Origin of the sequence: Rhizobium sp. RU33A (assembly GCF_900156055.1) — a bacterium.
In the GTDB taxonomy this organism is placed as follows: domain Bacteria; phylum Pseudomonadota; class Alphaproteobacteria; order Rhizobiales; family Rhizobiaceae; genus Allorhizobium.
Genome location: NZ_FTMQ01000008.1, coordinates 44,892 through 63,118, shown reverse-complemented (window position 1 = coordinate 63,118; position 18,227 = coordinate 44,892). Strand labels below are relative to the sequence as shown.

At 61.5% G+C, this 18,227-nt stretch carries 16 protein-coding genes and 1 other RNA gene; 3 read left to right on the top strand and 14 right to left on the bottom strand.

The genetic code is table 11. The features are described 5' to 3' along the window. Nucleotide 1 precedes the first annotated feature (1 nt). The 13 genes from murD to BW978_RS21465 all read right to left on the bottom strand — a co-directional run bounded on the left by murD (nt 2) and on the right by BW978_RS21465 (nt 13,516). Entirely contained in the window at nt 2–1,411 is a 1,410-nt protein-coding gene (gene murD / locus BW978_RS21525) for a UDP-N-acetylmuramoyl-L-alanine--D-glutamate ligase (RefSeq protein ID WP_076397918.1), read from the bottom strand. Between the two features lie 7 nt (nt 1,412–1,418). After that, nucleotides 1,419–2,519 (bottom strand): phospho-N-acetylmuramoyl-pentapeptide-transferase, encoded by a 1,101-nt coding sequence (gene mraY / locus BW978_RS21520; protein WP_076397915.1) that lies wholly within the window; start codon nt 2,517–2,519, stop codon nt 1,419–1,421. A gap of 24 nt (nt 2,520–2,543) precedes the next feature. After that, the gene (locus tag BW978_RS21515; protein ID WP_076397912.1) at nt 2,544–3,977 is read right to left on the bottom strand and encodes a UDP-N-acetylmuramoylalanyl-D-glutamyl-2,6-diaminopimelate--D-alanyl-D-alanine ligase; all 1,434 of its coding nucleotides are present in this window, start codon (nt 3,975–3,977) and stop codon (nt 2,544–2,546) included. Next, nucleotides 3,974–5,428 (bottom strand): UDP-N-acetylmuramoyl-L-alanyl-D-glutamate--2,6-diaminopimelate ligase, encoded by a 1,455-nt coding sequence (locus BW978_RS21510; protein WP_076398102.1) that lies wholly within the window; start codon nt 5,426–5,428, stop codon nt 3,974–3,976. Before BW978_RS21510 ends, BW978_RS21515 begins: the two co-directional genes overlap by 4 nt. A 58-nt stretch (nt 5,429–5,486) precedes the next feature. Beyond that, a complete protein-coding gene (locus BW978_RS21505) occupies nt 5,487–7,232 on the bottom strand; it encodes a peptidoglycan D,D-transpeptidase FtsI family protein (RefSeq protein WP_076397909.1) in 1,746 nt (581 codons plus the stop codon). Further along, nucleotides 7,232–7,618 carry a cell division protein FtsL gene (locus tag BW978_RS21500; protein ID WP_076397906.1) on the bottom strand — a complete coding sequence of 129 codons (387 nt, stop codon included), beginning with the start codon at nt 7,616–7,618 and terminating at the stop codon, nt 7,232–7,234. Before BW978_RS21500 ends, BW978_RS21505 begins: the two co-directional genes overlap by 1 nt. Before the next feature lie 2 nt (nt 7,619–7,620). After that, nucleotides 7,621–8,646: a 16S rRNA (cytosine(1402)-N(4))-methyltransferase RsmH gene (gene rsmH, locus BW978_RS21495; RefSeq protein WP_076397903.1), complete on the bottom strand. Its 1,026-nt coding sequence runs from the start codon at nt 8,644–8,646 to the stop codon at nt 7,621–7,623. Between the two features lie 17 nt (nt 8,647–8,663). Beyond that, nucleotides 8,664–9,101 carry a division/cell wall cluster transcriptional repressor MraZ gene (gene mraZ / locus BW978_RS21490; protein ID WP_006725930.1) on the bottom strand — a complete coding sequence of 146 codons (438 nt, stop codon included), beginning with the start codon at nt 9,099–9,101 and terminating at the stop codon, nt 8,664–8,666. A gap of 382 nt (nt 9,102–9,483) precedes the next feature. After that, an RNA gene (gene rnpB, locus BW978_RS21485) (RNase P RNA component class A) lies at nt 9,484–9,882 on the bottom strand. Between the two features lie 79 nt (nt 9,883–9,961). Beyond that, nucleotides 9,962–11,152 carry an NAD(P)/FAD-dependent oxidoreductase gene (locus tag BW978_RS21480; protein ID WP_076397901.1) on the bottom strand — a complete coding sequence of 397 codons (1,191 nt, stop codon included), beginning with the start codon at nt 11,150–11,152 and terminating at the stop codon, nt 9,962–9,964. 85 nt (nt 11,153–11,237) lie between these two features. Next, nucleotides 11,238–11,762 carry a lytic transglycosylase domain-containing protein gene (locus BW978_RS21475; RefSeq protein ID WP_076397898.1) on the bottom strand — a complete coding sequence of 175 codons (525 nt, stop codon included), beginning with the start codon at nt 11,760–11,762 and terminating at the stop codon, nt 11,238–11,240. A 258-nt stretch (nt 11,763–12,020) separates the two neighbouring features. After that, nucleotides 12,021–12,782, bottom strand: a complete 762-nt coding sequence (locus BW978_RS21470) for an N-acetylmuramoyl-L-alanine amidase (RefSeq protein WP_076397895.1) — start codon at nt 12,780–12,782, stop codon at nt 12,021–12,023. Beyond that, nucleotides 12,779–13,516, bottom strand: coding sequence for a J domain-containing protein (locus BW978_RS21465; protein WP_076397892.1), 738 nt, complete (start codon nt 13,514–13,516; stop codon nt 12,779–12,781). The genes BW978_RS21470 and BW978_RS21465 overlap by 4 nt, the downstream gene beginning before the upstream one ends. A 319-nt stretch (nt 13,517–13,835) precedes the next feature. On the opposite strand from BW978_RS21465, the gene BW978_RS21460 reads away from it, so the two are divergent. From BW978_RS21460 to BW978_RS21450, 3 genes are all read left to right on the top strand, one after another. Beyond that, on the top strand, nt 13,836–15,050 hold the full coding sequence (locus tag BW978_RS21460) for a pyrophosphate--fructose-6-phosphate 1-phosphotransferase (RefSeq protein ID WP_076397889.1): 1,215 nt from the start codon (nt 13,836–13,838) through the stop codon (nt 15,048–15,050). 45 nt (nt 15,051–15,095) lie between these two features. After that, entirely contained in the window at nt 15,096–15,731 is a 636-nt protein-coding gene (locus BW978_RS21455) for a LysE family translocator (protein WP_076397886.1), read from the top strand. 133 nt (nt 15,732–15,864) lie between these two features. Next, the gene (locus tag BW978_RS21450) at nt 15,865–16,830 is read left to right on the top strand and encodes a lytic transglycosylase domain-containing protein (protein WP_076397884.1); all 966 of its coding nucleotides are present in this window, start codon (nt 15,865–15,867) and stop codon (nt 16,828–16,830) included. A 9-nt stretch (nt 16,831–16,839) separates the two neighbouring features. Here the strand turns inward: BW978_RS21450 and BW978_RS21445 are convergent, their stop codons facing one another. After that, the gene (locus tag BW978_RS21445; RefSeq protein ID WP_076397882.1) at nt 16,840–18,207 is read right to left on the bottom strand and encodes a serine hydrolase domain-containing protein; all 1,368 of its coding nucleotides are present in this window, start codon (nt 18,205–18,207) and stop codon (nt 16,840–16,842) included. Between the last annotated feature and the right edge of the window lie 20 nt (nt 18,208–18,227).

Below are 18,227 nucleotides of genomic sequence, written 5' to 3'. Positions count from 1 at the left end.
CTCAATTGCCTCCTGTCGGCAGGTCGATCAGCATCGTCACTCCGTCCAGATCTGCGACATGCGCAACAAAGGCGTCGCCGCGGACCTCGAAATTCTTGTATTGGTCGAAGCTTGCGCAAGCCGGTGAAAGCATCACGGCCGAAGCTTCGCCATCCCGATCGGCATCATCAGCGGCATGCGCCACGGCGCGCTCCAGGCGGTCCGAGATCTCGTAAGCCACGCGGTCGCCGAGTTGAGCCGCAAAGGCCGAAGCAGCCTCGCCGATCAGGTAAGCCTTCACGATGCGCGGGAAGAGTGGTGCGAGGCTTGCGATGCCACCTTCCTTGGGCAGGCCACCGGCAATCCAGTAGATTCGCTCGTAGCTGGAAAGGGCCGGTGCCGCAGCGTCCGCATTGGTCGCCTTGCTGTCATTGACGAAGACCACCTGACGGCGGCGGGCGACCGGCTGCATGCGATGCTTGAGGCCCGGGAAGCTCTGGAGGCCACTGCGGATCTCGTCTTCCGAGACGCCGGCTGCCAGGCAAGCCGCGATGGCAGCGCATGCATTCTGGGCGTTGTGGCTGCCGCGCAGCGTCTGGATCCCATCGAGATCAACCAGAGGAGCAGATGCTCCGTTCTCGGCCCGCATGATGCGTGAGCCATCGGCATAGAGGCCATCGGCGAGCGGCTGCCGCTTCGAGATTCGGATGACCTTGGTCCCGGCGCGTTCGACACGGTCGCCGATCAGCTCGCAATAGCTGTCATCGGCCCCGACGATCGCAGTCTTCGCCCCGGCGACAAGACGCTCCTTCACCTCGGCATAATGCTGCATCGTGCCGTGGCGATCGAGATGATCGGGCGTCAGGTTGAGCAGGATACCGGCGGTCGGGTTCAGCGTCGGGGCAAGGTCGATCTGGTAGGATGAGCATTCGACGACGAAGAAGCGGCCGTCCTTCGGCGGGTCGAGCGTCAGCACCGCACGGCCGATATTGCCGCCAAGCTGGGTGTCGCGACAACTCGCCTGAAGGATATGGGCAATCAGAGCCGTCGTGGTCGACTTGCCGTTCGTCCCGGTGATCGCGATCAACGGGCAGTCCGGAGCCTGCGCCCGCCGCTCGCGCACGAAGATCTCGACATCGCCGATGATCTCCACGCCAGCATTGCGGGCAAAACCCACCGTCCAATGCGGCTTTGGATGGGTGAGTGGCACGCCGGGCGACAGCACGAACGATGCGACCGACGACCAGTCGATCTCGCGTAAGTCCCGAGTCGGTACGCCTTCGGCTTCTGCCCGCGCAACGCTGTCGGGATTGTCGTCCCAGGCAATGACATTTGCGCCGCCGGCCTGAAGGGCCTTTGCGGTCGCAAGCCCCGATCCGCCGAGCCCGAACAGCGCGACGGTCTTGCCTTTGCACGTGGTGGCCGGGATCATCGCCGCCTCACCGCAGCTTCAGGGTCGAGAGACCGACCATGGCCAAGCCGACGGCAATGATCCAGAAGCGGATGACGACCTGGCTCTCGGTCCAGCCAAGCTTCTCGAAATGGTGGTGGATTGGCGCCATGAGGAAGACGCGCCTGCCGGTCAGCTTGAAATAGCCAACCTGGATGATGACCGACAGCGTCTCCATGACGAAGAGACCTCCGATGATCGCCATGACGATCTCGTGCTTGGTGGCAACCGCCACCGAGCCGATCAGGCCACCAAGGGCAAGCGAGCCGGTGTCGCCCATGAAGATCGCGGCCGGCGGGGCGTTGAACCACAGGAAACCGAGGCCTGCACCGATGACGGCGCCCAGCACCACCGCAAGTTCGCCCGTGCCCGGCGTGAAATTGATCTGCAGATAGTTGGAGAACACCGCATTGCCGGCGAGATAGGCGATCACGCCGAACGAGGCAGCGGCGATCATCACGGGCACGATGGCAAGACCGTCGAGACCATCCGTCAGGTTGACCGCATTGCCGGCGCCGACGATGACGAAGCCGCCAAACAGCACGAAGAAGATCCCGAGATCGATAAGGAAGTCTTTGAAGAATGGAAAGGCGATCGAAGATCCGAAGGTCGAGCCTTGAGGCCCGGAACTCAGCGCCGTCGACATCATGAAGTAGACGGCGATGCCCGCAATCACGAATTCGATGCCGAGGCGCGCCTTGCCCGAGAAGCCCTTCTCCGTCTGCTTCGTGACTTTGAGATAGTCGTCATAGAAGCCGATGGCGCCAAAGCCGAGCGTCACCAGCAGGGTGGCGACGACATAGACATTGGAGAGATCAGCCCAGAGCAGCGACGACACCACGATGCCGGCCAGGATCATCAAGCCGCCCATGGTCGGCGTTCCCGCCTTCTTGAAATGGGTTTGCGGTCCGTCGGCGCGAATAGGCTGTCCCTTGCCCTGGCGCACGCGCAAGGACGAGATGATGGCCGGGCCGAACAGGAAAACCACCAGCGCCGAGGTGAAGAGAGCTGCCCCGGTTCGGAAGGTGATGTAACGGAAGAGATTGAAAAACTGCAGGTTGTCCGACAGTTCCACAAGCCAAATCAGCATTGGAGCCCTTTCCAAAAGCCCGGATTAAAAGTGGCGCTCCGTGTCGGTGAATGCCGGATGCTTGTCAAGCAGGGCCGAAACGATCTTGCCGAAACCGATGCCGAGAGAAGATTTGACCATCACGACATCGCCCGCGCGGACCTCGGCGCTGACGAAATTCGCGAGCTCCTCCGTGGTTTCGAGATAGACGACGTGAACCGTTTCCGGCAGGGCGTCGCGCAGCGCCACCATTTCCGGGCCTGCGAGCCAGACATGTTCGATACCGGCGGCCAGGAGAGGGCCAGCAAGCTCGGCATGAACGGAAGGCGCAAATTCGCCCATTTCCAACATATCGCCAAGCACGGCAATCCGCCGCCCTTCGCCCGTCGGCTGTGCCGATGCAAGCACGGCGATCGCCGCGCGCATCGAGGCGGGATTGGCATTATAGCTTTCGTCGATCAGCGTCAGTATGCCATCGGGCATCTGCAGCCGGTGGCGTTCACCGCGTCCCTTGACCGGAGCAAGGTTCGCCAGGGCTTCGATTGCGGCGTCGATGTCAGCACCCACCAGTGAGACGGCCGCAAGAACCGCCATGGCATTCTCAGCCAGGTGGCGCCCCGGTGCGCCGATCGTCACTTCACGTGTCTCGCCACCGAAGGAGACCCAGACCGTGGAAAGCTCGGCAGCACCATCGAATTCCGCCAGCCGGAACTCGGCCTTGGCGTGCTGGCCGAAACTGTGGATGTTTTCGACGCCCTGGGCGAGTGCGGCCTGCTCGAGGCGCTCGTAATAGGGATTGTCGCGGTTGAGGATCGCATCCCCGCCATTGACGACTCCCTCGAAGATCTCGGCCTTGGCGTCGGCGATCTCGTCGACGCTGGCGAAATTGCCGAGATGTGCCGGTGCGATCGTCGTGATGACAGCCACATCAGGCCGGACCATGCGCGACAGCGGCCCTATCTCGCCGGAATGATTCATGCCCAGTTCGAACACGCCGTAACGGGTGTCGATCGGCATACGGGCGAGCGTCAATGGCACGCCCCAATGGTTGTTGAAGGACGCGACAGAGGCATGCACTTTACCGGATGGCGCAAGTGTTGCGCGCAGCATTTCCTTGGTCGTCGTCTTGCCAACGGAGCCCGTCACCGCAATTACGGTCGCAGGCGTGCGGTCGCGGGCGGCCATGCCGAGCTTCTGCAGACCGACCAGAACGTCTTCGACTACGACCATGGGGATTGTCAGCCGACCGAGCGCCGGCAGTTTGGCTTCGCTGACGACGAGCAGGGCAGCCCCGTTGGCGATGGCGATGCTGGCATAGTTATGACCATCGACGCGGTCGCCCTTGATGGCGAAGAAAGCCTCGCCAGGCGTAATCGTCCGACTGTCGATCGAAATGCCGGTCACACCTTCCGGCAGATTGCCGAAAGGCCGGCCGCCCATGGCGACAACCATTTCACGCGCGGTCCAGAGCAGGGTCAACGGTCGAACTCCCCCAAGGCTTTGCGGACTTCCTGATGGTCCGAGAACGGATGCGTCTCGGAACCGACGGTCTGTCCTTCCTCATGCCCCTTGCCCGCCACGATCAACGTATCGCCCGTGGACATCATCGCGACACCCGCCCGGATGGCCTGGGCACGGTCGCCGATTTCGATACCCTTCGGCGTTGCCGCCATGATCTCGGAACGGATGATCGCCGGTACTTCCGAACGCGGATTGTCGTCGGTAACGATGGTGATGTCTGCGAGCCGCGCGGCGATCTCACCCATGATCGGCCGCTTGCCCTTGTCGCGGTCGCCGCCGCAGCCGAACACGACGATCACACGACCTGTCGTGAAGGGGCGAACCGATGTCAGCACATTTTCAAGGGCTTCCGGCTTGTGTGCGTAGTCGACATAGGCGAGCGCACCAGCCTTGGTCTGGCCAACCAGTTCGAGGCGGCCGGAGGCACCCTTGAGGTGTTCGAGCGCCTTCAACGCCACGGCAGGTGAAACGCCCGTCGAGATCGCAAGGCCTGCGGATACGAGCGCATTGGCGATCTGGAAATCGCCAGCAAGCGGAATGTGAACCTCATAGATGTCACCGCCATGATGGACTTCGGCGACCTGCTTGTGGCGGAAATGCTCGACCCGCTTGAGGCTGAGGAAGTCACCCTTGCGACCAACCGTGCGCACATCGTGGCCGGAGGCCTTGGCCACCCGGACCGCCTCGTCCGACCAGGCGTCGTCGGCAAAGATGACCGCCGGCGCGCCCTTCGGCAGCAGCGTATCGAAGAGCCGCATCTTCGCCGCCATGTAATCTTCCATGGTCGGATGGTAGTCCATGTGGTCACGACCGAGATTGGTGAAACCCGCGGCCGCCAGCACCACGCCGTCGAGACGGCTCTGATCGAGGCCGTGGCTGGAGGCTTCCATCGCGGCATGCGTCACACCCTCATCGGCGAGTTCGCCGAGAAGCGTGTGGAGTGCGAGCGGATCGGGCGTGGTCAGCGAACCGTAGTCGTTACGCGTCGGCGATATGACGCCGGTCGTGCCGATCTGGGCGGCGGCATGGCCGGCTTCAGCCCAGATCTGTCGGGTAAAGGAGGCGACGGAAGTCTTTCCCGCCGTCCCGGTCACCGCGACCATTGTCTCAGGCTGACGCCCGACGAGGCGGGCTGCAGCGAGTGCCAGGAAACGTCGCGGGTTGTCCACGGTCACGACGGGAACGGGCGCGTCCACAGGATGCGATGCGACGATGGCGACAGCGCCCTTCTCCACAGCCTGAGCGACGAAGGTCGAGCCATCCGTCTTGCTTCCCGAGAGCGCGAAGAAAACCGTGCCCGGCGTGACCTTACGGCTATCTGCGGAAAGTCCGCGAACCTCGACGGAAGCAGCGCTCCCGGCTGTCACCTGATCCCCAAAGTCCTCGCCAGCCAATGCGCCCAAAAGCATCTGCATTCCATCCTTCCGGGGCAAGTTCCGCGAATCGCCCCGCCTGTAGTCGATCTGATCAATAAGAGACGAGCAATGCTGAGCCGTCTTCCCCGAATGTGGGTTCTACACCAAGAATTGCGGCGCTTCTGCGGATGATCTCGCCGACGATGGGCGCGGCCGTCAGACCGGCGGTCCGACCACCACCCTCGCCCGTCTTCGGCGCGTCGATGAAGCTCAGGACCAGATATTTCGGATCATCCATCGGGAAGGCGCCGACATACGAGTTGAAATTCTGATCGTCGGAATAGCGGCCATTGATGACTTTCTCGGCCGTGCCGGTCTTGCCGCCGACATTGAAGCCATCAACGAGCGCATACTTGCCGGATCCCGCCTTGCCGTTCATCCAGAACAGTTGTCGGATATCGTCACTGGTCTGTTTTTTCACCACCACCTGGGCAATCTGGTCGGCCTGCTCTCGGTCGCGGGTCAGGAAGGTGGGCGGCAGGAGCTTTCCACCGTTGACCAGCGCTGCGGCTCCAACCGCAGTCTGCAGCGGCGTGGTTGAGACCCCGTGGCCGAAGGAAATGGTGATGGAGTTGATCTGCTTCCATTCCCGCGGCTGCGAGGGTGCCTTCACTTCCGGCAGTTCGGTTTCCAGTCTGGTCAGGAGACCCAAGCGTGTCAGGAATTCCTGATGGCCGGCGGTTCCGACGGCTTCGGCCATGCGGGCCGTTCCGATGTTCGATGAATACTGGAATATCTCAGGCACGGTCAGCACCCGGTGCTTTCCATGGAAATCTTTGATGGTAAACCGGCCGATGCGGATCGGATAACGGGCATCGAAACTGTCATTCATGGTCACTTTGCCCGAATCGAGCGCCATGGCCGTCGTAAACGTCTTGAAGGTAGACCCCATCTCGAAGGTGCCGTTCGTCATGCGGTTCATCCAGCCTTCTTCAGCCCCTTCCTGAGGCCGATTCGGGTCGAAATCGGGAATCGATGACATGGCGACCACTTCACCGGTGTGAACGTCGAGAACCACGGCTCCGGCGGCGATCGCTTCGTATTTTGCAACAGCGTTGACGAGAGCATCACGCAAGATGTTCTGGACGCGAATGTCCACGGACAGCCGCACCGGTTCCAGCGGTGCGTCGCTCGTCATGCCAAGGGCACGCAGATCGGCCATACCCTGATTGTCGATATAGCGCTCCATCCCGGCCATGCCGCGATTGTCGATATTGACGTAGCCGACGATATGCGAGGCAGTCGCGCCGCCCGGATAGAAGCGCCGCTTCTCAGGACGGAAGCCGATGCCGGGAATACCGAGCGCGAGAATCTGGCTCTGCTGCTTTGGAGTCAGCTGCCGGCGCAACCACTGGAAACGGGAATTCGACGAAAGCTTGCGATATGTGTCCCGGACATCAAGGTCCTTCAGAACGGTCGACAGACGCTCGACCGCCTCGTCCGCATCGACGATCTTGTGAGGCTCGGCAAACAGCGAGACGGTGCGAATATCGGTGGCGAGCACTTCGCCGTTACGGTCGAGAATATCGGGGCGCGACGCCATCAAGCGGTCGGCGGGCAGGATGCTCGACACGGTTTCAGGCTGCGCATGACCGTATTGCACGAGACGCCCACCGATCACGGCATAGGCGACGCAGAAGGTTGCGATCATCAGACCGACGCGGGTCTTGGCCATCTCTGACTTGCGTTTGCCGGTGCCCTTGAAGGTCGCCCCGTTCACCACGGCACCGCCGCGCTGCACATCGGTCGAGAAATGCGCCTGGCTCTTCAACAGCATGATTCGCGAAAGAAAGGTCATCAGCGGTCCACCGATCCTGTCGTGATGAGGTCCTTGATGGGATCAGAGGGCGCTGCTGCACTCACCGATCCCTCTTCGCCTTCCGGCACGGGCACCTGGTCCTTGAGCATAGGAAGCTCCATCGGGCGCGCCAGCTGGTTCGGCTCGGTCGGCACAAGCTGCAACTCTGCGGCATATGCCTGAACCAGGCGCTCAAGCCTGTTCGGCTGGGTAAGCAGTGCCCTATCGGCCTTGAGGAGGTCGATCGTGTCCTTTTCCAGCTTGATCTCGGCCTCAAGGCGGCGGACTTCGGCCGCCTTGTTATCCGTGTTGTGCTTGATCTGGTAGGTCACGGTGGCCGCCGTCAGCATGGCCCCGATCATCAGGAAGTCGAAGGTTTTCAGCACTGTCAGCCTCCGATCTTTTCGAGAGTGGCAAGGTCAGGCAGATCAAAGATCGACATGTCGGCCCGCTCGGCGGGTGCCGAGGTGCGGATGCCGGCGCGCAGCTTCGCGGAACGGGCACGAGGATTGAGCTCCGCCTCTTCCTCGGTTGCTGCGACCATGCCCTTGCCGACCGGTTCGAAGGTTGCCGGCCGCGCTTCCACCATGGGAAGATGGCGCGAGCCTGACGCCTTGCCGGACCGCTCGGAGAAGAACTTCTTGACGATCCGGTCCTCCAGAGAATGGAAGGTCACGACCACCAGCCGACCGCCCGGCTTCAGCGACCGCTCGGCCGCAAACAGCGCCTGCGCCAACTCGCCGAGTTCGTCGTTGACGTAGATACGCAGCGCCTGAAAGACGCGCGTTGCCGGATGGATCTTGTCCTTGGCCTTGCGCGGATTGACGGTCTCGATGAGGTTGGCGAGATCGCGCGTCGTCTGGAAAAGCTCGATCGCGCGGCGCTTTTCGATGGCACGCGCAATACGCCCTGCATGCTTCTCTTCGCCGAGGAAGCCGAAAATACGGATCAGATCAGACACCTTGGCGCGATTGACAACATCGGCGGCCGAAACACCGGAGACCGCCATGCGCATGTCGAGCGGCCCGTTGCGCTGGAACGAGAAGCCGCGCTCGGCTTCGTCGATCTGCATGGAGGAGACGCCGATATCGAGCACCACGCCGTCGAGCCCCTCGTCGGGAGCAAACTCAGCAAGATTGGAGAATTCCGTATGATGAAGGGTCAGCCGCTCCCCGCTGGCCTCGACGAGCGTCTTGCCGCCGGCAATGGCGTTCGGGTCGCGGTCGAGCGCAATGACGTCCGCGCCCTTGGCCAGGATGGCGGAGGTGTAGCCACCGGCGCCGAAGGTTCCGTCAAGGATGACTTTGCCAGCCTCGGGCTCGAGAGCCTTCAGGACTTCGGAAAGAAGAACCGGAATGTGGCGAACCGGTCCGCCATCGGCATCGGAAAAACCTTCGCCAAAGTTCGCCGCCATTCCGTTTCTCCGTCTTTCTAGGTGCGCAGGCCTCGTTGCCTGACCACCTCTCTGGCTCTCGCCTGCGCCTCGTGAAACGCCTGCGGTTGCCACACTTGAAAATGATCCGAACGACCGACGAAACAGACCTCCGAGGAAATCCCCGTGAAATCCCGGATGAAATCCGTCACCGCCAATCGCCCTTCGGCATCGAGTCGCGCAAAGACACCGCCACCATGAAGCAGCAGCGACATCTCGTTTGCCTCCAACGCGAAGGGATCCTCGGCCGCCATCTTCCGCTCGTAACGTTCGAGCAGATCCGGACCACCGATGTTGACTGCCGGATAGACGAAATCCTGGAGACAATAAAGCTCCTGAATTCCGCGCTGCACCAGCACGGCGCGAAACGCCGCAGGGACGGAAACCCGCCCCTTCGCATCGATCCTGTTTGTCGCGTTGGACAGGAAGCGGCTCATCACTGACAACCGGCCTCCCCTTGGATGCAGGGTCGATCAGAGACCCTGGAACACACCTGATTACGCCAACCGTAGAACCCGCAACACACCCGCCCGAAAGGCGAGAGGAAGCACCTGCTTCACGAGATTTCGGGGATGAAACGACCCCCGCAACGGCATGCAATTGGGATACCATGGGACAATATGGGCGTCAATGGGAACGGCCGGGATGAACCTCTTCCGCGATTCAAACATTGATAGGCGGTTAAGCTTAACGAATGGTTAGAAACCGCTGTTTTCGGTGAGCAATTCGACCATCTTTGCCGCAAATGTCATTCGCCGAACGCGAGCCCGTTGCACCTGAGTTTTCAGGTGGTTCGTCGAAAAATCGAAAAAGGGGAAATTTGCCAGTTGGCCTGTAAGCCGGGTTCTGTATGGCCCCGGTTTCCCGGAACGTGGCAGCCATTCATCTGGGACAGCGTTTACACGCTGCCTCGCGCAACCCACCCGGATGACTGGCCCGGAAACAGGCTGTAGTGGTGCTTTCGCACCACCCACGTCATCCCTATTCGGTCTTGCTCCCGGTGGGGTTTGCCGTGCCGTCCCTGTTGCCAGCGACGCGGTGGGCTCTTACCCCACCCTTTCACCCTGACCTCGCAAGCGAGGCGGTTTGCTTTCTGTGGCACTTTCCCTGAGGTCGCCCTCGCCGGACGTTATCCGGCACCGTGTTTCCGTGGAGCCCGGACTTTCCTCACCTTACCGCCTTTCGGCATTGATAAAGCGCGGCTGCCCAGCCAACTGGCAAGGCGTCCTTAACCGACCCTTTGTCCGATTGCCATCGAAAAGCGAGCATCAAGGACCACTTGGGCGCTTTTGGTGAATCAGTCTCTGAAGACCGGCCGGAACACGTCGCCATAGGCCTTGTCGATGATTCGGCCGTGCTGGAGAAGCTCTGCACCTAGCCGCCCGATCTCGTCGGAGCTCTTCGCCGCCGCACCACATCCGCCCGTGAGCACGGCGATATGCTCACTCGCAAAACCGATGGCCGGATAATTCTCCGGGGTGAACGAGGTCACGCAGGCCGCCATAGAAATCGGCGCATCGGCCAGGGTCGGCACGAGGCCGGTGATGATCCGGTGCAGGTGATCGCGCGTGGTCAGCCGACCACCCCGCCTGAACCAGGCCCGAATCTCCGACTCCGTCTCGAGTTGCAGATCGTCAGGATCCCCGCCGATCTTGAGATAGGTCTTGCCATCGGGATAGCGCACCGGCGGCAGAAGATAGATGTGGTCGGTGGGATCAGCCGGCTGATGAATGAGCGACGGCATGCCGGAATAGGCGGCAAGATCCTCGTCCGGGATCTCGAAGAAGGCGACAGTACGCGCATAGACCTTGAGATCAACGGGACGCGGCAACAGGTTTTCGTTGATCGAGAAGCCGCCGGCCGCGATCAGCACGCGCTCGGCCGAATAGACCGCGCCATCATCGGTGGTGACGATGGCAAGACCACCCTCCTCCCGGACGGAAACCGCCGCCTGACGAATCACCCTGGCACCGGCTTTCTCCGCAAGCAGGCTCTGCGCCTCGACGAGCCGACGCGGATTGACGTAACCCGCATTGCGCTGCTCGTAGACACCCTCGCAATCGGAGCCGAAATCGAAATAGCGAAACCGCGACTTGAGCGCAGCGTCTGACAGCATTTCGACGGACACCCCGAGCTGCCCGGCAGCAGCCTCGACCTGGCCGATATAGGGATCGCGCCCGCCTCGCTTCGGCCCGACGATCAGGCACCCGACCTCATCGTAAAACGCAATGCCGCTTTCCGCAGCGATCTGGCCGTAGCGTGCGATGGACCGGTTGGCGAGCCTTGCCCAGATGGGGTTCGAATCGATCGTCCGGGTAATCCGGGCCTCGTCGTAGTGGCTCGCAAAAACACCGTGATGGCTCGACCAGTTCTTCGGCTCGTCGGGACCGATTACGGCGACGCCCTCTCCGGAAAGTGCCAGGTACCGGGCCGCCGCAGCACCCATCATGCCTCGACCAACGACTATCGACTTGAACCGCTCAATCATGCGTCACCATCCTTACGTTGCGTCCGGTGATAGCATGGCAAGCCCCCGTGTCCAGTCACAGGACCGGCAAGGGCACAGCTCTTTCTCAGTTTCCGATCAAGGCGATAACCTTGCCGCAATAGCGCTTGGAAATCGGGTTCATGCGCTTGGCGCCATGGCCGGCATTGTAGCGCAGGATGGTGCCGCAGGTCTCTCCGCCGCCCAGTTCATGGGCCATCGAAAGATACTTCATGCCGTAGCGGATGTTGGTCTCTGGATCGTAGAGCCCCTTGGTCTTGCCGCGATAGCCCATGGCGCGCGCCGTCGCCGGCTTGATCTGCATCAGCCCCACTTCGCCGGCACTGCCACGTGCCTTGGGGTTGAAATTGCTCTCCACGCGAACGACGGCATGGGCCAGATCGACCGGGACCCCATAGCTCTTCGCATATTTCGTAATGATCTCGCTGTAGGGGCTTTTCGAGAAGGAAGGCGCTGCCGGATAACCGGCGTCGCGAGTGATCGTCTTGAGGGGCTTTTTGAAGCGGCGCTCCTCGCTGCCGGCAAGCGCGGACTGGGCGTTGGTCAAAAGCATTGCAATGCATGCCGCGGCAGCAACAAGTCGTCGTGTCATGAGAAGGTTCAGTCTCCAGTCGAGCCACCGGCATCCACGCGCGTCAAAGCGGGCGCAGACAAGCGCCGCGAGCCCTTGTCAGGCCGCCAGTTCCGGGTCTCTCAAGTTGATGTTTGCGCCAGGTCCGTCTGCGAACCCTCGGCGCTGTTCAGCCCGTCCTTTAGAGCCGCCCAATGAGGAATTCCTGTGGCACCGCAACAAATCATCGCCAGAGGCGTTGATTTCCTTGGTCCGAAAACACTGTGAGATGGGATTGGATCAGCCGAAACGCGGCAGGCTGGTCAGCAGCCTGTGCAGGGTCTCGATAGTCGAGCTGTCAGCAACCCCGTCAACCTTGGCTTGCCGGAAATGTCGTTGGAACGCGGCGACCACACCTTCCGTCTGAGCGCAGAATTCGCCTGTAATCTCAAGACCGTAACCATAGAGGGACAGCATCGACTGCAGCGCCTCGACGGGTTGCCCCTGGTCACCGCGTTGGAAGAAACGACCACCTCCGATCGGACCCGGCTCAACCCAGTGCCCGACCCCTGCCCGATGCAGCCGATCCCAGGGGAAATTTTCACCCGGATCGACCTTGCGAATGGGGGCCACATCGGAGTGGGCAAGCACCCGTTCAGCGGCAATTCCATGCCGTTTGACGCATTCGAGACACAATTCGATGACGGATTCGATCTGCTTTTCAGGAAAGTCCGGAAGGCCACCGGGGTGTCCGGCATTAGCGATCTCGATGCCGATCGAACGGGAGTTGATGTCGGTCTCGCCGCCCCAGATGCTTTTGCCCGCATGCCAAGCACGCCGCTCTTCCGGCACCATCTGCACGACGCGTCCGTCCTCATGCACCAGATAGTGGCTGGAGACCTGGCTTTCCGGCGTGCAGAGCCAAGCCTGCGCGCCCTCGACGGAAGGCATGCCCGTATAGTGCAAAAGGAGAATATCCGGCCTATCGACGCCGACGCGTTCGCCGTGATTCGGCGAAGGACAGACCTCCGCGCGCTTGAAATCCCCGGTGAACGAACTCATGCCGCGCGGCGCGCCTTTTCGATCGCCGAATAGGCCTCGTTGAACTTGGCCATCCGATGGTTGGCGACACTGTGGAATTCTGTCGGAATGCCGCGTGCATGCAGTCGGTCGGGATGATGTTCGGCCGCCAGCGCCCGGTACTTTTTGCGGATCGTCGCGAAATCGTCCGATGGCTTCACGCCCAGCACGCCATAGGGATCGCCGTCCTGATGGATGTGGCGCTCGGTGATCGACGCAAAGCGTTCGTCCGAAAGGCCAAAGATCTCCGCGATGCGGGCGAGGAAAGCGAGCTCCTTCTCATGCACCAGGCCGTCCGCCTTGGCGATGTGGAACAGGGCTTCGATGATATCCTCAAGCACCGGGCAAAACTCGTCGCAGGTCCGGCACATGCCGGCGAGGTTCTTCGCATAGGTCTCGAAACCCGCGACGTCCTGGCGGGCGAGGTTGTAAAGCCGGGCGACATTGCGGGCCTCGTCGGGCGGAAACTCGAAGATCTTGCGGAAGGCCTCGACTTCGGCATTCGAGACGACGCCATCGGCTTTCGCCATCTTAGCCGAAAGAGCGATGATCGCCACGGAGAAGGAAACGCGCCGGCGTGTTTCAGGGTCGCCTTCGAACATCGTACGCACGGCCTCGACGATGCTGCCGATGACGTTGCCGGCCGCATCACCGATCGCGCCGAGCAAACGGTCCCAGAATGACGATATTTGTTCACAGGCGAAATCGAAGATCATGCTGAAAGCTTGACCAAATATACCCAGAAAAAGCAAGGAGCCGGGCCCTAAAGCGAGGATTAAAGTTTCTTCATCTTGAATCCGTTTCGCTGAATTCGCGCTCCCTAGATCTCCGGCACGGCTCCAATCGATTATCCACAGAAGCCATCCCGTCACCCTGCCGCGATTGAAACGATTATATTCCCATTTGCTTCGCTTATCGCGACGAAATGCCCGATTTCCTTGATTTTTTGGCTTTACAGGCCGCCGCGCCTATCGCATCCATTTGCCACCTGAACACTCAAGTTGCACGGGCGATGAAAACGCCTGAGGAGGATCGATGGCCAAGCAGAAAGTCGCGATGTTGACCGCCGGGGGCCTCGCGCCCTGTCTCTCGTCCGCTGTCGGCGGATTGATCGAGCGCTACACCGACATCGCACCCGACATCGAGCTCATAGCCTATAAGTCCGGCTTTCGCGGCCTGCTGATGGACTACAAGATCGAGATCACCAAGGAGATGCGCGAGAAGGCGCATGTTCTGCATCGTTATGGCGGATCGCCGATCGGCAACAGCCGTGTGAAGCTCACCAATGTCGCCGATTGCGTGAAGCGCGGCCTGGTCAGGGAAGACCAGAATCCGCTCCGCGTCGCAGCCGAACGGCTCGCGGCAGATGGCGTCACGATCCTCCACACCATTGGCGGTGACGACACCAACACGACCGCAGCTGACCTCGCCGCCTATCTCGGTGCCAACGGCTACGACCTGACCGTCGTCGGCATGCCCAAGACCGTCGACAACGACGTTTACCCGATCAAGCAGACGCTTGGCGCCTGGACGGCCGCCGAAGTCGGCGCCCGATTCTTCGACCATGTTTCCAACGAACAGAGCGCTTCGCCACGCACGCTGGTCATTCATGAGGTTATGGGCCGCCACTGCGGCTGGCTGACCGCAGCAACAGCCCGCGCCTACATGCAGCGGACGAAACACAATGAATATGTCGAAGGCTTCATGATGAACCAGGAGCTGAAGAACATCGACGGCCTCTATCTTCCCGAGACCCATTTCGACATGGAGGGCGAGGCCGCCCGACTGAAGGAAATCATGGACCGGACCGGCTTCGTCACGCTCTTCGTGTCGGAAGGCGCCTGCATGGACGAAATCGTCACCGAACGGGAGGCCGCCGGCGAGGAAATCAAGCGTGACGCCTTCGGTCATGTGAAGCTCGACACGATCAATGTCGGTAACTGGTTCCAGAAGCACTTTGCCAAGCTTCTCGATGCCGACCGCTCGATGGTGCAGAAATCAGGCTACTACGCCCGCTCTGCCCCCGCCAATTACGAAGACCTTCGCCTCATCCAAAGCATGGTCGATCTCGCGGTCGAAAGCGGACTGAACAAGGTGTCGGGCGTAACCGGTCACGATGAAGACAAGGGCGGACGCCTGCGGACCATAGAGTTCCCGCGGATCAAGGGCGGCAAGCCGTTCGATCTCGGCACGCCGTGGTTCAAAGAAGTGATGGACTATCTCGGGCAGAAGTACCGCCCCATCCATTGACCTGACCGCCGAAAGCTGGCTTGCTCTTCTGGAGGAGTGAGTGTCATGCCCCATTCTACATGGATTCTGTTCGCAGTCGTCGCCGCGACCCTTCTGGTCGTGACCAGCCGATCCAAGCGCATGGTTTTGTCTTATGCGCTGGCCCATGGCCGCAAAAGCGTCTTCGCTACGGGAACGGGCGTTGCACTCGGCACTGCCGTTTCGGTCGCAGCGACTCTCGCCATCTCCTGGGGCCTGATCTCGCTGTCGACGCTGGCGTTTTCGATCTACCAGTGGATCGGCCTGTTCTGGCTGATGCTCTTCGGGCTTGGCATCGCGCGTGCGCCGGCCGGCATCGAACCGGTGGCCGACAACGACAATCTGCCAGAGGAGAAGCCGCTTCGTGTCATCGCGCACTGCTTCGAAAGCGAATCCCGCGATCCCCGCAGCAGCCTGCTCGTTGCCGCACTTCTGCCGCAATTCCTGACGCCCGCCGCCCCGTTCATTCCCCAGGCGATCGCGCTTGGCGCGACCTTCGTCGCCCTCTCTGCCTTGTCCTGCGTCGTCTATGCTCTCTTTCCTGAGCGCGTCCGGAAAATCGTAAGAAAACATGCAGTTCGCCGCACCGCCAACCGTTCTGGCGGCACCGTCCTGATCGCAGCGAAGGCGGTGACGGCCGGCTATCGGAAGATCGCGGCCTGAGCCTCCGGACGCATCTGCGAAATGCCGCCGAGGTCGCAAGCTTGCCGCAATGCTGGGCATAGATTAAGAAACGGAAACGAACAGTCGGCTGATTTGCCGGTGACCTCGCGTGCATCTCGTAACGGATAGTGGCATGAACGTCAGAACTGACCGCGGCATCGCTCTCTGCATGGCTGCTTCACTGTTGGCTGGACTGGGCGGATGCACAGCGATCGATGAGAGCGTGAAGGCAGATCTTGCCGCAGCGCCGATTGCCAATCCGAAGTCTCCGGAAATGCAGGCTGCCATGGCAGCCGAAGCCGCAACGAATGGCACAGCCGGACCCGAAGCTTCGGCGATGGCGCAGGCCGAGCTTGCAGCCGCAAATCCGGGTCCCGCACCGATCATTCCCGGGACGGAAACCGCAGCGCCGATCCCGGCCTTGAAGGCCTCAGCTCTCTCCGCCACCACGCCGCAGACAGCAGCCACCGATGCACTGGCCATGGTGACGACGCCTCAGACCGCAGGGAGCCAGCAGATGGCAGCGGCGGCGGCGTCCACCGAGGCGACACTTACACCCCCGGGCGCAAGTGCGACGCCTGCATCCGCAACAACGGCGACCACAGCGCCAGCAGCAGCAAAGCCGCCCGTTGTTCTTGCTTACGCTGCCCCTCTGCGCGCAACGGCGCTCACAAGCTTCGGCGACCCCTTCGACGTCTCGCCCCCGGGCGAACCGCCAGCGCCCAATGCGGGTCGTAAGCCGGATACGGTCGGCCCAACGCGCCTGAACGCGCTTATCGAGAAATATTCGCGGCTGCACGAGATCCCGGTCGATCTCGTGCATCGCGTCGTGCACCGCGAAAGCCGCTACAATCCGGCCGCCTACAGCAAGGGCAATTACGGCCTGATGCAAATCCGCTACAATACGGCCAAGGCCATGGGTTATAGCGGTCCGGCCGACGGGCTTTTCGATGCCGAAACCAACATCAAATATGCGGTCAAGTATCTGAAGGGCGCCTGGGTCGTCGCTGACAATGATCACGACCAGGCTGTTCGCCTCTACTCGCGTGGCTACTACTACGATGCCAAGCGCAAGGGCCTTCTGCACCTCACGCGTTGACCGCCGGCGTCAGCGGAGCGCGTCCCGTACCGCCTGCAACAGCCTTTGTGGCCTGTAGTCTAACCGGCGCGGCGTCAACCCAAGTCTGACGACCACCAATCCTTCCGATGGAATGACGGCAATCGACTGGCCGTCATGGCCGAGCATCCAGAGCGTTTCCTCGGGCAGCGAAAAACTGCTGTCCTTGTCTCCGGGACCATTCTGCCAGGCCTGCCCTCTCGTATAGGCGCCGTTGGAAACGGCAGCCGGTTCATAGATGCGTGCCATCACGGACGGATCGACGAGCTGACGGCCAGACCAGCGTCCGTTCTCCGCAATCAGGAGTCCGAAGCGGGCCCAGTCGCGGGCCGTCGCGTATAGATAGGAACCTCCGACAAAAGTGCCGGTCGGATCCGCTTCGAGCACCGCGCTTCGCATACCGATCACATCGAACAAGGCCTCCCGCGGATAGGCGAGCGCCGCCTCCCGGTCCGAGAAGCGCGACATCCAGTAACGCGAGATCAGCACCGTTTCTCCGGAGGAGTAGTTGAACCGCGTCCCCGGCCCTGAAGCCGGAGGCAGCGACGCCGCATACCCCCCCATATCGCGTTCGAGATAGAGCATCCGCGTCACGTCGGTCACGTCGCCATAGCTCTCATTGAAACTGAGACCGCTTTGCATGGCGAGTAGATCCGAAAGCGATATCTCGGCGCGACTGTCACCATTCCATTCCGTAAAGAGGTTCGTCGCACTCTCGTCGATCCGGCCCTCCCCCTTGAGGATGCCGACGAGCGCGGCCGTCACCGTCTTCGTCATCGACCAGCCAAGGAGCGGTGTTTCCGCATTGAAACCGGGACCATAGGCCTCGCCGACAATCCGGCCGTCCTTAACGACCACGACTGCTCGGGCACTAGGTCCGAGGAGATCTGGATTGGAAAGCACGGCCTGCAGCCGCGGATCGTTCTCCGCCACTGCATCACCATCCGGCCAGGCCCGGGTCGTGTCTACCGAGGCCACGTCAGCCGGCGGTGCAGACAGGCGCCTTGCTTCGTCGATCGCAGAATCGTTCAAGGTTGCACAGCCCAGGCCGGTGCGATGCAGTGCGGTCGATGGTGCGACGACACCGAGCAAGGCTGTTTTCACCAGGCCCTGTTCGAGATCGACCTCGGCGCGCACGAGTTTCAGCAAGGGGTGTCCAGGAGCCTGCACGTCGTCGCGCAGCACCTCGTCGGCGTCGCGACCGGCGATGAAGACATTCGAGCAGACGATCTTGGCGGCATAACCGGTACCGACCCTCAGAAGTTCGGGCGGATATGCGACGATCCAGGTTGCGGCCACCGCAACGATGCCCACAAGCGCCACCGCCACGCGTGCGCCCCACTTCATGAGTCTCCGCATCAACCTCTCCTCCTGTTGCC

Bases quoted from the DNA above. Each gene is read 5' to 3' on its own strand.
- BW978_RS21445 (WP_076397882.1), bottom strand. From the start codon at position 18,207: ATGCGGAGACTCATGAAGTGGGGCGCACGCGTGGCGGTGGCGCTTGTG.
- BW978_RS21450 (WP_076397884.1), top strand. From the start codon at position 15,865: ATGAACGTCAGAACTGACCGCGGCATCGCTCTCTGCATGGCTGCTTCA.
- BW978_RS21460 (WP_076397889.1), top strand. From the start codon at position 13,836: ATGGCCAAGCAGAAAGTCGCGATGTTGACCGCCGGGGGCCTCGCGCCC.
- BW978_RS21475 (WP_076397898.1), bottom strand. From the start codon at position 11,762: ATGACACGACGACTTGTTGCTGCCGCGGCATGCATTGCAATGCTTTTG.
- mraY (WP_076397915.1), bottom strand. From the start codon at position 2,519: ATGCTGATTTGGCTTGTGGAACTGTCGGACAACCTGCAGTTTTTCAAT.
- BW978_RS21510 (WP_076398102.1), bottom strand. From the start codon at position 5,428: ATGCTTTTGGGCGCATTGGCTGGCGAGGACTTTGGGGATCAGGTGACA.
- mraZ (WP_006725930.1), bottom strand. From the start codon at position 9,101: ATGAGCCGCTTCCTGTCCAACGCGACAAACAGGATCGATGCGAAGGGG.
- BW978_RS21470 (WP_076397895.1), bottom strand. From the start codon at position 12,782: ATGAGTTCGTTCACCGGGGATTTCAAGCGCGCGGAGGTCTGTCCTTCG.
- BW978_RS21455 (WP_076397886.1), top strand. From the start codon at position 15,096: ATGCCCCATTCTACATGGATTCTGTTCGCAGTCGTCGCCGCGACCCTT.
- BW978_RS21465 (WP_076397892.1), bottom strand. From the start codon at position 13,516: ATGATCTTCGATTTCGCCTGTGAACAAATATCGTCATTCTGGGACCGT.
- murD (WP_076397918.1), bottom strand. From the start codon at position 1,411: ATGATCCCGGCCACCACGTGCAAAGGCAAGACCGTCGCGCTGTTCGGG.
- BW978_RS21505 (WP_076397909.1), bottom strand. From the start codon at position 7,232: ATGACCTTTCTTTCGCGAATCATGCTGTTGAAGAGCCAGGCGCATTTC.
- BW978_RS21480 (WP_076397901.1), bottom strand. From the start codon at position 11,152: ATGATTGAGCGGTTCAAGTCGATAGTCGTTGGTCGAGGCATGATGGGT.
- rsmH (WP_076397903.1), bottom strand. From the start codon at position 8,646: ATGGCGGCGAACTTTGGCGAAGGTTTTTCCGATGCCGATGGCGGACCG.